Origin of the sequence: Streptomyces sp. NPDC006193, assembly GCF_040613915.1 — a bacterium.
Classification (GTDB): Bacteria; Actinomycetota; Actinomycetes; order Streptomycetales; family Streptomycetaceae; genus Streptomyces.
Genome location: NZ_JBEXTB010000030.1, coordinates 45,254 through 59,615 on the forward strand (window position 1 = coordinate 45,254; position 14,362 = coordinate 59,615).

Annotated in this window: 13 protein-coding genes; 10 read left to right on the forward strand and 3 right to left on the reverse strand. The window is 72.9% G+C overall.

Annotated elements, in window-relative coordinates:
• The first annotated feature begins 189 nt into the window (after positions 1 to 189).
• From tatA to ABZ261_RS23940, 8 genes are all read left to right on the forward strand, one after another.
• Positions 190 to 474 carry a Sec-independent protein translocase subunit TatA gene (gene tatA / locus ABZ261_RS23905; protein WP_356862369.1) on the forward strand — a complete coding sequence of 95 codons (285 nt, stop codon included), beginning with the start codon at positions 190 to 192 and terminating at the stop codon, positions 472 to 474.
• Between the two features lie 47 nt (positions 475 to 521).
• Positions 522 to 1,466 carry a twin-arginine translocase subunit TatC gene (gene tatC, locus ABZ261_RS23910; RefSeq protein WP_356862371.1) on the forward strand — a complete coding sequence of 315 codons (945 nt, stop codon included), beginning with the start codon at positions 522 to 524 and terminating at the stop codon, positions 1,464 to 1,466.
• Between the two features lie 111 nt (positions 1,467 to 1,577).
• Positions 1,578 to 4,430 carry a DEAD/DEAH box helicase gene (locus ABZ261_RS23915; protein ID WP_356862373.1) on the forward strand — a complete coding sequence of 951 codons (2,853 nt, stop codon included), beginning with the start codon at positions 1,578 to 1,580 and terminating at the stop codon, positions 4,428 to 4,430.
• A 378-nt stretch (positions 4,431 to 4,808) separates the two neighbouring features.
• Entirely contained in the window at positions 4,809 to 6,473 is a 1,665-nt protein-coding gene (locus tag ABZ261_RS23920) for an ATP-binding protein (protein WP_356862375.1), read from the forward strand.
• A complete protein-coding gene (locus ABZ261_RS23925) occupies positions 6,470 to 6,874 on the forward strand; it encodes a roadblock/LC7 domain-containing protein (protein WP_356862377.1) in 405 nt (134 codons plus the stop codon). The genes ABZ261_RS23920 and ABZ261_RS23925 overlap by 4 nt, the downstream gene beginning before the upstream one ends.
• Positions 6,871 to 7,287, forward strand: coding sequence for a DUF742 domain-containing protein (locus ABZ261_RS23930; RefSeq protein ID WP_356862379.1), 417 nt, complete (start codon positions 6,871 to 6,873; stop codon positions 7,285 to 7,287). The genes ABZ261_RS23925 and ABZ261_RS23930 overlap by 4 nt, the downstream gene beginning before the upstream one ends.
• Entirely contained in the window at positions 7,268 to 7,888 is a 621-nt protein-coding gene (locus ABZ261_RS23935; protein WP_356862381.1) for an ATP/GTP-binding protein, read from the forward strand. Before ABZ261_RS23930 ends, ABZ261_RS23935 begins: the two co-directional genes overlap by 20 nt.
• 45 nt (positions 7,889 to 7,933) lie before the next feature.
• The gene (locus ABZ261_RS23940) at positions 7,934 to 9,403 is read left to right on the forward strand and encodes a cytochrome P450 (RefSeq protein WP_356862383.1); all 1,470 of its coding nucleotides are present in this window, start codon (positions 7,934 to 7,936) and stop codon (positions 9,401 to 9,403) included.
• Positions 9,404 to 9,895: 492 nt separating this feature from the next.
• Here the strand turns inward: ABZ261_RS23940 and ABZ261_RS23945 are convergent, their stop codons facing one another.
• Positions 9,896 to 10,846 (reverse strand): RluA family pseudouridine synthase, encoded by a 951-nt coding sequence (locus ABZ261_RS23945; RefSeq protein ID WP_356862385.1) that lies wholly within the window; start codon positions 10,844 to 10,846, stop codon positions 9,896 to 9,898.
• Between the two features lie 87 nt (positions 10,847 to 10,933).
• Here ABZ261_RS23945 and ABZ261_RS23950 point away from each other — a divergent pair, with 87 nt between their 5' ends.
• Complete coding sequence (locus tag ABZ261_RS23950; RefSeq protein ID WP_356862387.1) at positions 10,934 to 11,515, forward strand: GNAT family N-acetyltransferase; 582 nt, start codon at positions 10,934 to 10,936, stop codon at positions 11,513 to 11,515.
• A gap of 29 nt (positions 11,516 to 11,544) precedes the next feature.
• Here ABZ261_RS23950 and ABZ261_RS23955 read toward each other — a convergent pair whose 3' ends face one another.
• Both ABZ261_RS23955 and ABZ261_RS23960 read right to left on the reverse strand, forming a co-directional pair.
• The gene (locus ABZ261_RS23955; protein WP_356862389.1) at positions 11,545 to 12,393 is read right to left on the reverse strand and encodes a siderophore-interacting protein; all 849 of its coding nucleotides are present in this window, start codon (positions 12,391 to 12,393) and stop codon (positions 11,545 to 11,547) included.
• A 111-nt stretch (positions 12,394 to 12,504) separates the two neighbouring features.
• Positions 12,505 to 13,410: a 5'-3' exonuclease gene (locus ABZ261_RS23960; protein ID WP_356862427.1), complete on the reverse strand. Its 906-nt coding sequence runs from the start codon at positions 13,408 to 13,410 to the stop codon at positions 12,505 to 12,507.
• A gap of 378 nt (positions 13,411 to 13,788) precedes the next feature.
• Here ABZ261_RS23960 and ABZ261_RS23965 point away from each other — a divergent pair, with 378 nt between their 5' ends.
• On the forward strand, positions 13,789 to 14,361 hold the full coding sequence (locus ABZ261_RS23965; protein ID WP_356862391.1) for an XRE family transcriptional regulator: 573 nt from the start codon (positions 13,789 to 13,791) through the stop codon (positions 14,359 to 14,361).
• Position 14,362 lies beyond the last annotated feature (1 nt).

Here is a 14,362-nt window from a genome sequence, read left to right on the forward strand (position 1 = left end):
CACGCGGCCCACCCCGCCGGGTACGCTGCTGGTCGCGGTCCGGCGACGAGGCACGGCCCGCGGAGCAGGAGTACGCCCGGGGATCGTCCCGCGTTCCTTTCCCAGGCGTTACGATCGCAGTCAGCATGACGTTCGGACAAGTGTCCGGCCCGTCGGACATGCCCCGCCTCGGTGAGAAGGTGAAGAATTATGTTCCGCAACGGACTTGAGCCGTGGCACCTGCTGCTCCTGGTTCTGGTGATCGTCCTCGTGTTCGGCTCCAAGAAGCTCCCGGACATGGCGCGTTCGCTCGGTAAGTCCGCGCGCATCCTGAAGAGCGAGGCGAAGGCGATGAAGGAAGACGGCAAGCAGCCCGCCGGCACCGCCCAGTCGACCGAGGACCCCGCTCCGGCTCAGCGCACCATCCAGGCCGCGCCCGGCGACGTGACCAGCTCCCGCCCGGTCAACGAGCCGACCGACACGACCCAGCGCTGACGCGAGGGCCGGGGCGTCCGGCCCGCTGCACGAGATGAGGATGTGGGTTGCTCAAGCCTGCCCGCAAGAAGGAGAGGGATCCCGAGGGGCGGATGCCGCTCGTGGATCACTTGCGTGAGCTGCGCAACCGGCTCGCGAAAGGTGTCCTTGCGATCCTGGTCGTCACGATCGTGGCGGCCTTCTTCTACAGGGACATCGTCGACTTCATCACCGAGCCGGTGCTGGAGGAGATCGGCTGCCACCAGTCCTTCGGTGAGCTGGCCGAGGCCAGGAACGCCCACTGCGCGCACATCACGGTCAGCGGGCTGCTTGCGCCGTTCACCCTGGCCCTGAAGGTCGCCCTGATGGCCGGCGTCGTCCTCGCCTCGCCGGTCTGGCTCTACCAGCTGTGGGCGTTCGTCGCGCCGGGCCTGCACCGCAACGAGAAGAAGTACGCCTACGCCTTCGTCGGCTTCGGCTTCCCGCTGTTCCTCGGCGGCGGCTACCTCGCGTTCAACGTGCTGCCCGCCACGGCGCGCGTGATGATCGACCTCACGCCGTCCGGCGCGGAGAACCTGCTGCCGCTGGACGACCTGCTGGACCTGGTCACCCGCATGGTCGTCGTCTTCGGCCTCGCCTTCGAGATGCCGCTGCTGCTGGTCATGCTGAACCTGACCGGGGTCCTGTCCGGCCGGCGCATGCTCGGCTGGTGGCGCGGCATGGTCGTCGGCATCACCGCCTTCGCGGCCGTGGCCACGCCCAGCCCCGACCCGATGACCATGCTGGCGCTGGCCGCGCCGATCTGGGCGCTCTACTTCATCGCCGTGGCCGTGGCGATGCTCAACGACAGGCGCAGGCGCCGCCGCGAGGAAGCCGGTCCCGCCGACGACGAGGCCTCCGAGCTGGACCTCACGCCCGAGGACATCGGCGAGATCGAGCCGGTCACGGCCGCCCGGGCGCTGCCCGAGCAGGCGAGCGCGGACCGGGTGGCCGGGTACGACGACGTGACCTGAGCCCGCACCGGCCCACCGCGATGCCCCCGCCCCCGCGAGGACGGGGGCATCCGTGCGTCCGGCCCGCCGCCCCGCGGGCGCGGCCGGCCCGGGCGCCGGCGGATCCGGATAATGATCGTCCTGTTGTCGGCGGGGCCCGGTACGCTCGAAAGCACGATGACAGAGGACCTCTCACCGGCCGAGCGGTACGCGGCAGCCCGCAGGCGGGCTGCCGAGCAGGCCACCGCGCTCGCCCCCTTCCGCGAGATGTACGACTTCGGCCTCGACCCCTTCCAGATCGAGGCCTGCCAGGCGCTCGAAGCGGGGAAGGGCGTGCTGGTGGCCGCGCCGACCGGCTCGGGCAAGACGATCGTGGGCGAGTTCGCCGTCCACCTCGCGCTCCGGCAGGGCAAGAAGTGCTTCTACACGACACCCATCAAGGCGCTGTCGAATCAGAAGTACGCCGACCTGTGCCGCCGCTACGGCACCGCCTCGGTGGGGCTGCTCACCGGCGACAACAGCGTGAACTCCGATGCCCCGGTGGTCGTGATGACCACAGAGGTGCTGCGCAACATGCTGTACGCCGGCTCCCAGACCCTCCTCGGCCTCGGGTACGTGGTCATGGACGAGGTGCACTACCTCTCCGACCGCTTCCGCGGCGCCGTCTGGGAGGAAGTGATCATCCACCTCCCCGAGTCGGTGACCCTGGTCTCGCTGTCCGCGACCGTGTCCAACGCCGAGGAGTTCGGCGACTGGCTGGACACCGTCCGCGGCGACACCGAGGTGATCGTCTCCGAGCACCGGCCCGTGCCGCTGTTCCAGCACGTGCTCGCCGGGCGGCGGATGTACGACCTGTTCGAGGAGGGCGAGGGCCACAAGAAGGCCGTCAACCCCGACCTCGTCCGCCTCGCCCGGACGGAGGCGACCAGGCCGTCGTACCAGGACCGCAGGCGCGGCCGGTCGATGCGCGAGGCCGAGCGGGAGCGGGAGCGCCGGCAGCGCTCGCGCGTGTGGACCCCGAGCCGTCCGGAGGTCATCGAGCGCCTGGACGCCGAGGGTCTGCTCCCGGCGATCACCTTCATCTTCAGCCGCGCCGCCTGCGAGGCCGCCGTCCAGCAGTGCCTGTACGCAGGCCTCCGGCTCAACGACGAGGACGCGCGGGAACGGGTCCGCGCCCTGGTCGAGGAGCGCACCGCGCACATCGCGCCGGAGGACCTGCACGTCCTCGGCTACTACGAGTGGCTGGAGGGCCTGGAGCGGGGCATCGCCGCCCACCACGCGGGCATGCTGCCGACCTTCAAGGAGGTCGTGGAGGAGCTGTTCGTGCGCGGCCTGGTCAAGGCCGTCTTCGCCACCGAGACCCTCGCGCTCGGCATCAACATGCCCGCCCGCTCGGTGGTGCTGGAGAAGCTCGTCAAGTGGAACGGCGAGCAGCACGCCGACATCACGCCCGGCGAGTACACGCAGCTGACCGGCCGTGCGGGCCGCCGGGGCATCGACGTCGAGGGCCACGCCGTCGTCCTGTGGCAGCGCGGCATGAGCCCGGAGCACCTCGCCGGCCTCGCGGGCACCCGCACGTACCCGCTGCGCTCCAGCTTCAAGCCGTCGTACAACATGGCGGTCAACCTGGTCGAGCAGTTCGGCCGGCACCGCTCGCGCGAGCTGCTGGAGACGTCCTTCGCGCAGTTCCAGGCCGACAGGTCGGTCGTCGGGATCTCCCGGCAGGTGCAGCGCAACGAGGAGGGCCTGGCCGGCTACAAGGCCTCGATGACCTGCCACCTGGGCGACTTCGAGGAGTACGCGCGGCTGCGCCGCGAGCTGAAGGACCGCGAGACCGAGCTGGCCCGGCAGGGCGCGCACCAGCGGCGCGCGGAGGCCGCGGTCGCCCTGGAGCGGCTCAGGCCGGGCGACGTCATCCACGTGCCGACGGGCAAGTACGCGGGCCTGGCGCTCGTGCTGGATCCCGGGCTGCCCGCCGGCCGTGCCGACGGCCACCGCGTGCTCGACCACCACGACGGGCCGCGCCCGCTGGTGCTGACCGCGGAGCGGCAGGTCAAGCGGCTGGCGTCGATGGACTTCCCGGTGCCGGTGGAGCCGCTGGACCGGATGCGGATCCCGAAGAGCTTCAACCCGCGCTCGCCGCAGTCCCGCCGGGACCTCGCCTCCGCGCTGCGCACCAAGGCCGGGCACATCCCGCCGGAGCGGGTGCGCAAGAAGCGGTCCCAGGCCGCCGACGACCGCGAGATCGCCCGGCTGCGCGCGGCGATCCGCGCGCACCCGTGCCACGGGTGCGACGACCGCGAGGACCACGCCCGCTGGGCCGAGCGCTACCACCGGCTGCTCAGGGACACCTCGCAGCTGGAACGGCGGATCGAGGGCCGCACCAACACCATCGCGCGGACCTTCGACCGGATCGTCGCGCTGCTGACCGAGCTGGACTACCTGCGCGGCGACGAGGTCACCGAGCACGGCAGGCGGCTCGCCCGGCTGTACGGCGAACTCGACCTGCTGGCCAGCGAATGTCTGCGCGAGCGGGTCTGGGAGGGGCTCGGTCCCGCCGAACTGGCGGCCTGCGTCTCGGCGTTGGTGTACGAGGCGCGGGTGGGCGACGACGCGCTGGCGCCGAAGCTGCCGTCCGGCGCGGCGAAGGCCGCGCTCGCGGAGATGGTGCGGATCTGGGGCCGGCTCGACGGCCTGGAGGAGGACTTCCGGATCCGCCAGTCCGAGGGCGTCGGCCAGCGCGAGCCGGACCTCGGGTTCGCCTGGGCCGCGTACATGTGGGCGTCCGGTCATCCGCTCGACGCGGTGCTGCGCGAGGCGGACATGCCCGCGGGCGACTTCGTGCGCTGGTGCAAGCAGGTCATCGACGTGCTCGGGCAGATCGCTGCGGCGGCACCGGCCGAGGGGTCGACCGTGGCCAGGAGCGCGCGCAAGGCCGTCGACCAGTTGCTGCGGGGCGTCGTCGCCTACTCGTCGGTGGGCTAGACCCGCCGGTCGGCGCGGTGCGGACCGCCGCCGTCCCGGCTTCCTGAGAGAGATCGAACAGCCCCCGAGGCATGGCCTCGGGGGCTGTCTCACTCTTCACGGCGAGCGACTCTCGCACGCCCGTACACCGTCACCGAACGTGTTCGATTACATGCCGTGCGTGTAAATGCAGTTGAGCGTACTCCTGCCACAGGGCGATTTCCGGGCCTTGCTGAATATGACACGGCGATGATCCGGTCGGACTAAGCTCGCCCGCGGCGCACCGAGTTGAGGTGAATCGTGCGCTTGTTCCCCTATGCGAGACAGATCCGACAGTTGCATGAAGTTTCCCCCCGCAACCTCTTACGACACCCAGCCGCTCCATCCCAGAAGGCATCCATGGTGAGTGTTCAGAAGCCTCCCGGCCGCCGTGAACGTCCCTATGCGCGCGTGCTGCTGCCGCCGGCCGTGATAATGGCCGCCACGGCCGGGGCCGCCGTCGCCCTGGTACCTCCACCGGCCCGGCTCGCCGTCGGCGTGTGCGGAGCACTGGCCGTCCTGCTGGTCCTCGGCTCGGCCGGGGAGGCCGCCCGCCGAGGGCGCCGGCTGCGCGAGGCACAGGCCGAACACGCCCGTCACGCCGCGCGACTGGACCAGTGGACCGCCGCCCAGCACGCGCTGCTCGAGCGCATCACCACCGACGTCCTGCCCACCGGCTTCCACCGGCTGCGCCGCGGCGAGGCACTGCGGGACACGATGCGCAACATCTACGACGCGGACCCCGAACTGCGCGGCCTGCCCGAGGTCTACCGCGAACTGGTGCGCATCGCCCTGCGCGGCGCCGACCACGAGATCTCCATGCGCGACGCCACGGAGCGCTCCTTCGTGAGCATCGCCCGCCGCGTCCAGGCCATCGTCCACCAGCAGGCCAAGGAACTGCGCGAGATGGAGGAGGACCACGGGCGCAACCCGGAGGTCTTCGACGACCTGCTCCGCATCGACCACGGCACCTCGCTGATCGGCCGGCTCGCCGACACCATCTCCGTCCTCGGCGGCGGCCGCCCCGGCCGCCAGTGGCCCCTGCCGGTCTCCCTCTACAGCGTGCTGCGCGGCGCGATGTCCCGCATCCTGGAGTACCGGCGCATCGAGCTGAGCTCCATCGTCAACATCAACATCAAGGGCACCGCCGTCGAGCCGGTCATCCACGCCGCCGCCGAACTCTTCGACAACGCCACCCGCTACTCGCCGCCCACGACCAAGGTGCACGTCACCGCCGCCGAGGTGCAGGCCGGCATCGCCATCGAGATCGAGGACGCGGGCGTCAGCCTCAGCGAGGAGTCCCGCGCCCGCATCGAGCAGATGATCGAGGACGCCAAGAACGGCGACGACGCCGACAGCCTCGGCGAGAACCCGCGCCTCGGCCTGGCCGTCGTCGGCCGGCTCTGCAAGCAGTTCGACATGGAGGTGTCGCTGCGCTCCTCCGCGTACGGCGGGGTCCGCGCGATCCTCATCGTGCCGCGCGTGATGACCACCACCGAGCCCGGCGTCGGCGCCGCGCACGGCATCGGCGCCACCGGCATCCCCAAGCCCGAACTCGGCGCCGTCGAGGGGCCGAAGCGCCCGCCCAAGAAGCGCCGCCCCACCAGCCCCAAGATCCCCGCCGGGATCTCCATGGAGGACGACGTCCCGGAGGTCACCGAGTGGACCGCGGGCGGCCTGCCGCAGCGCCGCAGCCGGGTGAAGACCCCGCTCAGCCAGCGGATCGCCGAACAGGCCGCCATCGAGCGCGCCGAGCGTGAGGGCAGACCCACCATCTGGTCCCAGACCAGGTCGGAACCCGAGCCCGAGATCGACCCCGAGCGCAAGAAGCTGATGGACCGTCCGCCGGGCATGTGGATGGAGGCCTTCTGGGACGGCCTGAGGAAGGGCATGCCCGCGGACGCCACCGCCTCCGAACTCACCGACTTCACGCTCAATCCCACCAAGTACCTGCATCTGCTCAACGATTCGGCCGATCCCGCCGAGGGCGTCACCGAGGCCGACGACGAGGGGGACCCCAAGTGATCCAGCAGCGCGCGAACCTGGACTGGATGCTCAAGCAGCTGAACGACGGCGTGCCGGGCATCGAGATGATCGTGGTGCTGTCCGCCGACGGACTGCGCATCGCCCGCTACGGCGGCGAACCCGACGCCGCCGACCGGGTGGCCGCCGCCTGCGCGGGCGTGCAGAGCCTGGCCGGCGCCATCATCCAGGAGATCCCGGGCGCCGGGGAGATGAAGGTCGTCGTCATCGAGATCGAGGGCGGCTACTTCTACCTGATGAACGCCGGCGCCAACGCCTACCTGGCGGTGCTGGCCGACGTGACGTGCGAGCCGGGCCGGATGAGCGGCATGATGCGCGACCTCGTCGTCCGGATCGGAGCCCACCTCACCAGTCCGCCCCGGCGGAACGGGCAGACCGTATGACACCTCCACGACGCAGACGGCGCGCGCCGCAGCACCTGCCGCCCCCGCCCCCGCCGTCGCCCCGACCCGCGGAGGGCGAGGAGCCACCCCGGAACCCCGAACGGCTGTACACCATCGCGGGATCCCCCGACGGCGCCCGTGCCGAACTCGACCTGGTGACCCTGATCGTGGCGCGCTCAGCGCCTCCGCCGTCCGCCTCGCCGGAGCAGGCGGCCGTGCTCCGGCTCTGCTCCGCCCCCCTGTCCGTGGCCGAGCTGTCGGCCTACCTCCAGCTGCCGTTCAGCGCGATGACCGTGCTGATCACCGAGCTGATCGCGGCGGAACTGGTGCAGGCGCGGGCCCCGATCGTCCGCCAGGCGGTCCCCGACCGATCACTCCTCGAAGCGGTGATGCATGGACTTCAAAGGCTCTGACACCCTCCCCGGCCCGCGCACCGAGGACCATCTGCCGCACACGGCCCAGGCCGCGGTGAAGATCGTCATCGTGGGCGGGTTCGGCGTCGGCAAGACCACCATGGTCGGTTCCGTCAGCGAGATCAGACCGCTGACCACGGAGGAGACCATGACCCAGGCCGGCATCGGCGTGGACGACGACTACGGCTCCGAGTCCAAGACGGCCACCACCGTGGCCATGGACTTCGGCCGCATCAGCATCACCGACAAGCTGGTGCTCTACCTGTTCGGCACCCCGGGCCAGGAACGCTTCTGGTTCCTGTGGAACGGCCTGTTCGAAGGCGCCCTCGGCGCGGTCGTCCTGGTCGACACCCGGCGCCTGGAAGTCAGCTTCGACGTCATGGGCCGGCTGGAGGAACGCGGCGTGCCCTTCGTCGTGGCCGTCAACTCCTTCCCGGACGCGCCCCGTTACCCCGTCGAGGAACTGCGCACCGCGCTGGACCTGGGTCCGGAGATCCCGATCGTCGACTGCGACGTGCGCCGCCGGGCCTCCAGCAAGGACGTGCTGATGACCCTCATGCGCTTCCTGCACTCCCTCGCGCTCTCCGGCGCCCTCACCTGACCCGCCGCCGACCGGCCCCGACACCATCCGTTCCGGAGCGACACCGTGACGTCTGAAACCCCCTCCCCGACCGGCACAGAACCGATGTCCGGCCCGCCGCCGGGCTGCCCGGCGCACGGCCTCGGCCCCAAAGGACTGCACCGGCTCTACGGCCCCGAGGCCGACGACCTCGGCAGCCTCTACGAGCGCCTGCGCGAACAGCACGGACCCGTGGCCCCCGTGCTGCTCCACGACGACGTGCCGATGTGGGTGGTGCTCGGGCACGCCGAGAACCTGCAACTGGTGCGCAGCCCGTCGCAGTACACCCGGGACAGCCGCATCTGGACCCCGCTGCGGGAGGGCACGGTCAAACCCGACCACCCCCTCATGCCGCACATCGCCTGGCAGCCCATCTGCTCCCACGCCGAGGGGGACGAGCACCAGCGGCTGCGGGCGGCGGTCACCGCGGCCATGTCCACCATCGACCACCGCAGCGTCCGCCGGCACATCGGCCGCTCCACCCAGCACCTGGTCAACAGCTTCTGCGAACGCGGCCGGGCCGACCTGGTCTCCCAGTTCGCCGAACACCTGCCGATGGCCGTCATGTGCGAGATCCTCGGCATGCCGGAGGAGTACGACGACCGGATGGTGCAGGCCGCCCGGGACGCCCTCAAGGGCACCGAGACCGCCCTGCAGAGCCACGCCCACGTCATGGACGCGCTGACCCGGCTCACCGCCCGGCGGCGCGCCCGGCCCGGGGACGACTTCACCAGTCACCTCATCACCCACCCGGCCGGACTCACCGACGACGAGGTCCGCGAACACCTGCGCCTCGTCCTCTTCGCCGCCTACGAGGCCACCGCGAACCTGCTCGCCAACGCGCTGCGCATGGTCCTCACCGAACCCGGCTTCCGCGCCCAGCTCAACGGCGGCCAGATGACCGTCCCGGAGGCGATCGAGCAGTCCCTGTGGGACGAGCCGCCCTTCAGCACGGTCCTCGGCTACTACGCCAAGCAGGACACGGAGCTGGGCGGCCGGCGCATCCGCAAGGGCGACGGGCTGCTGTTCGCGCCCGCCCCGGGCAACCTCGACCCGCGGATCCGCCCGGACCTGTCCGCGAGCATGCAGGGCAACCGCTCCCACCTCGCCTTCGGCGGCGGACCGCACGAGTGCCCGGGCCAGGACATCGGCCGCGCCATCGCCGACGTCGGCGTCGACGCGCTGCTCACACGGCTGTCCGACATCCAGCTGGACTGCCCGGAGGAGGACCTGCGCTGGCGGTCGTCCATCGCCTCCCGGCACCTGGTGGCCCTGCCGGTGCGGTTCGAGCCGAAACCGCAGCAGGACGTCGAGGCGCCGCCCCGGCCCATGCCCGTCCCGCCGCAGCGCAGCGTCCGGCAGGCCGACGCGCGCACCCCCCAACCGCTGCCGGCGCCCCTCCCCGCCCCCGCGCCGGAACCCGTCCCCGCGAGCACGGCCCCGGACCCGCAGCCGGGCGTCCTGCGGCGCCTGCTGGACTGGTGGCGCGGCGAGTGACCCCACCGCACCGGGGCGACCCCGGTTCCGGCGCGGCGACTCGTCCCTGACCGGCGCCGTGCGCACCGGGCCCGCGCCGGACCGGCCGGACGGGTCCCCCGGTGAGGCGCCCCGCGCCGCCGCTCACCGGGGGCGGCGGTCCCTCCTGGGGGGCTGTCTGCCGGAACGGATCGGTCCGGATCCTGCCGGCCGTGCCGGCTTCCCGGCGCTGACGGTTCTCGGCGCGGGGCGGTTCTCGGCGCGGGGCGAGCGGTCCCGGCACGGTCCACCCGCGTCCGCCGGGACGGGTCCCGCGGTTCGGTGAACGAGCGGTTCGGTCTCCCGGCGGGGCGGTCACCCCGGCGAGGCCCGTCCTTCCGGTCGGCACGCCTTTCCCCGTCCGGCAGTCGGCCGGGAGGCGGGCGGTCACCGGTGGAGGGGGCCCCGGGGCTGCCTGCGGTGGAGCGGGGGCGCGTGCGCCGGGCCGGTCCGCGGCGAGGTGGGCTCTCCTCGTCAGGGCTCTGCCGCCCAGTCGGGGTACGACGTCCAGGCGAGGAGGTCGCGGTCGCTGGTGAACGTGTGCTCCGTGCCGGTGATCGGGTCGGTGAACCGCAGGACCCGCGCGAGCAGTTGCAGCGGGCGGCGGAAGTCGCCGGCCGGCGCCGGGGCGGTCACCTCGGGATACAGCGGGTCGCCGAGGATGGGCACGCCGAGCGCGCTCAGGTGCACCCGGAGCTGATGGGTCTGCCCGGTCGCCGGGACGAGCCGGTACCGGCCCAGTGCGTCGCGGCGCCCGGCCAGTTCCACGTACGTCTCGGCGTTCGGCTCGCCCGCCACCTCCCGGGCGGCCGGCACCCCGCGCTCCTTCACGATCCTGCTGCGGACGGTGCGGGGCAGGGCGAGCGAGGGATCGTACGGGGCGACGGCCTCGTACTCCTTGTGCACCCGCCGGTCGCGGAACAGCGTCTGGTACGCGCCGCGTTCCCCGGGCCGGACCGTGAACAGCACCAGCCCCGCGGTGAGCCGGTCCAGCCGGTGCGCCGCCGTCAGCGTGGGGATGCCCAGTTCGCGCCGGAGCCGGGCCAGCGCGGTCTCGGCGACATGCGCGCCGCGCGGGGTCGTGGCCAGGAAGTGCGGCTTGTCGGCCACCACGATGTGCTCGTCCCGGTACACCACCTCCACCGGGAACGGCACCGGCGCCTCGGCGGGCAGCTCGCGGTGGAACCACACGAACATCCCCGGCCGGTACGGCGCGTCCGGCGCCACGGCCCTCCCGTCGGCGTCGACCACCAGCCCCGCGTCGAACATGGACGCGACCACGCCGGGCCCCGCGCCGCCGAGCCGCTCCACCAGATGCTCCCGCACGGTCGCCCACGTGCCGTCCACGGGCAGCCGCACCCGTACGGGATCGACCCCGTTCCGCTGGGGGAGCGGGGCGGGCGGGGGCGGGGTGCGGCGTCTCATCGGCGTCAAGAGTACGCGGCCCGGACATCCCGACCGCGGCCGAAAACGGGTGGGCCGCCCGGCCGCGAAGTCGGCAGGATGCGGATCATGCCGTTTCTCATCCGTCCGGTCCTGCGCCCCGGCGCCTTGGCTCGCGGCCCCCAGCCCGTCCTCCCCGCCGGCGACGGCCTGGTCCTGCGCCCGTGGCGGGCCGAGGACGCGCCCGCCGTGCACGCGGCGTTCCAGGACCCGGCGATGCACCAGTGGCACGTCAGGTCCTGCGACTCGGTCGGTGAGGCGGCCGACTGGATCACCCAGTGGCAAAAGGGGTGGGAGGACGAGCGGAACGCCCAGTGGGCCGTCGCGGACGCGGCCACGGACGAGCTGCTGGGGCGGGTCGGACTGCGGCAGATCCTGCTCGGGGACGGCGTCGCCGAGGTCGCGTACTGGACGGTGGCCCGGGCCCGCGGCCGGGGGACCGCCGTGCGGGCCACCACGGCCCTGAGCCGCTGGGCCTTCGAGGAGATCGGCTTCCACCGGCTGGAGCTGATGCACTCCGTCGCCAACCCGGCGTCCTGCCGGGTCGCCGCCAAGGCCGGCTTCTCCCTGGAGGGCACCAGGCGCAGTGCCCTGCTGCACCCGGACGGCTGGCACGACATGCACCTGCACGCGCGCGTGCGGGGCGACTGACCGGACCGGCGCGGGGCCGGGGGCGGTCGTCAGGCGGCCGCCGCCGTGCCGCTCTCCTGCTCCGCCTCGATCCGGGCGTTCCACTCGCGCTTGGACGCCTGCCAGCCGTCCTCGTTGTGGCCGAGACGCCAGTAACCGGAGATCGACAGGTCCTCGCGCGGGATCTGCCGCTCGACGCGCAGCAGCCGGCGCAGCTCCTTCACGAAGCCCGCCTCGCCGTGCACGAAGGCGTGCACCCGGCCCTCGGGGAACTCCAGCCCGCGCACCGCCTCCAGCAGCGCCTCGCCGACCGGCCGGTCCCCGCGGTGCAGCCAGACGACCTGCACCTGGGTGTCGATCTTCTGCTCCTCCTCGGGACCGGACACCTCGACGAAGGCGTGCGCACAGGCGCCGGCGGGCAGCGTCTCCAGGGCGCGGGCGATCGCGGGAAGCGCGCTCTCGTCACCGGCGAGCAGATGCCAGTCGGCCGCCGGGTCGGGCGCGTACGCGCCGCCCGGGCCCGCGAAGCGCACGGTCTCGCCGGGCCGCACCCGCGTCGCCCACGGCCCGGCCAGGCCCTCGTCGCCGTGGATGACGAAGTCCAGGGTCAGCTCCCGGTGGACGGGATCCCAGGCGCGCACGGTGTACGTCCGGGTCACCGGCCACTGCTCGCGCGGGAACTCGGCACGGATGCGCTCCAGGTCGAACGGCTCCGGGTAGGTGACGCCGTCGGCGCCGAACAGCAGCTTCACATAGTGGTCGGTGCAGGTGTCCGCGGCGAAATCGGCGAGGCCCTCGCCACCGAGCACCACGCGCTGCATGTGCGGGGTCAGCCGTTCCGTGCGCAGCACCCGGGCGGTATGGGTCTTGCGCGGCTTTCGTCCCGGACGCTCTGCCATCACGGCCTCCTGCGAGGAAAGGTTAGGTAGACCTAAGTTATCACCCGCCGTGAGTGAACATCCCCTTCCTCGAGGGCCGATGGGGTCACGGCCGGTCCGCTCCGGCCGGGCTCACTCCGCGAGCGTGGTCAGCAGCCGCCGCAGGGAGCCGCCGAGCCCCCACCGGTGCGCCAGATCCTCCAGTGCCGCCGGGTCGCGCGGGGCGCGCGGCAGCGCGGTGTCGACCTCCGGCAGTGGCACGTCGCCGGCCACCCGCACCACCTTCGGCGCGACCGCGAGGTACGGCCGGGCCTCGGTGAGCCGCCTGCGCTGCGACGGCGTGAGCTTCGCCCTCGGGTCGTCGACCGCCGCCATGATCCCGGCCAGGTCGCCGAATTCGGCGAGCAGCCTGGCGGCCGTCTTCTCCCCGATGCCGGGCACGCCCGGCAGGCCGTCGCTCGGGTCGCCGCGCAGCAGCGCGAGATCCGCGTACCCCCGGCCGTCGACGCCATACTTCCCGCGCAACACCGACTCGTCGGTCGGCTGCAGGGTGCCGACGCCCTTCAGCGGGTACAGCACGCGGATCCCGCGCGCGTCGTCCACCAGCTGGTACAGGTCGCGGTCGCCCGTGACGATGTCCACCGGCCCGTCGGCGCGCGCCGCGAACGTGCCGATCACGTCGTCCGCCTCGTACCCCGCGACCCCGACCCGCGCGATGCCGATCGCGTCCAGCACGTCCTCGATGACCGGCACCTGCGGGGCGAGGGTGTCCGGCACCTCCTCCTCGTCCGGTGCGCCCGTGTGCTCCTCGGCGACCCGGTGCGCCTTGTAGCTGGGGATCAGGTCCACCCGCCACTGCGGCCGCCAGTCGGCGTCCATGCAGGCCACCAGCCGCTGAGGCCGGTGGTCCCGCACCAGCCGGTCGATGAAGTCCAGCAGCCCGCGCACGGCGTTCACCGGCGTGCCGTCCGGCGCCCTCACCGAGTCCGGGACGCCGAAGTAGGCGCGGAAGTACAGGGAGGCGGTGTCGAGGAGCATGAGTCGTCCGGTCACGCCCGCATCATGCCGTACGGCGCCGGCACCCACGGCCGGGCGGGACCGGGGCCCGCCCGGTTCCGTGCACGGGACGGTTCAGGCCAATCACCGACCGTGACGGCCGGCGGCCCGGGCAGGGGCCCCCGGCCCAGCTGGTCGGCATATTCATCCTCCGGGGGGACCGGGGTCCGCGGCGGCCCCGGTCCCCGGGATCCTGGCGCGAACCGGCAGGGTGGGGCGGCACCGGCACGTCAGGGATGCGGCAGCCACGTGAAACGGTCCGCCGAACATGCGTAGGGTGCAGAGAAGCCGTCGGAGACGGTGGGTCCCGAAAGGGGCACCCGGACAGCGGCACGACGAGCGAGGGAGGGAGCCGGAGCGATGGGCGACCACAAAGAGCAACAGCCCGTGCGGGTGGGCGCGGCCGTCCGGCGGCGCCGCCGCGCGCTGGAACTGACCCTCGCCGCCGTGGCCGAGCGCAGCGGCCTGTCGGTGCCCTTCCTCAGCCAGGTGGAGAACGACCGGGCCCGCCCGAGCCGCACCTCCCTGGAGAAGCTGGCCGACGCGCTGCGCACGACGGCGGTCGAACTGCTCGCCGCCGCGGACCCGGCCGCCAGCGTGGACGTGGTGCGCGCCGAGCCCGTCGCCGAGGGCGACTTCGACCCGCGGACCCGGACCCTGGTGCGCGGCCACCACCAGCTGCACGCCTCCGAGTTCACCGGCGACCACGACGCGGGCCGCGAGTTCCAGCACCGCAACGACGAGCTGATGTACGTCGCCGACGGGGCGGTGGAGATCGAGGCCGAGGGCCGCGCCTACCGCCTCGGCCGCGGCGACACCCTGTACCTGACCGGAGGTGTCCGGCACCGCTGGCGGGCCACGGTCCCCGACACCCGGATCATCGTCGTGGCGGTCGCCGAGCACATCGAGGCCGTCCACGACCGGTCGCGCTAGC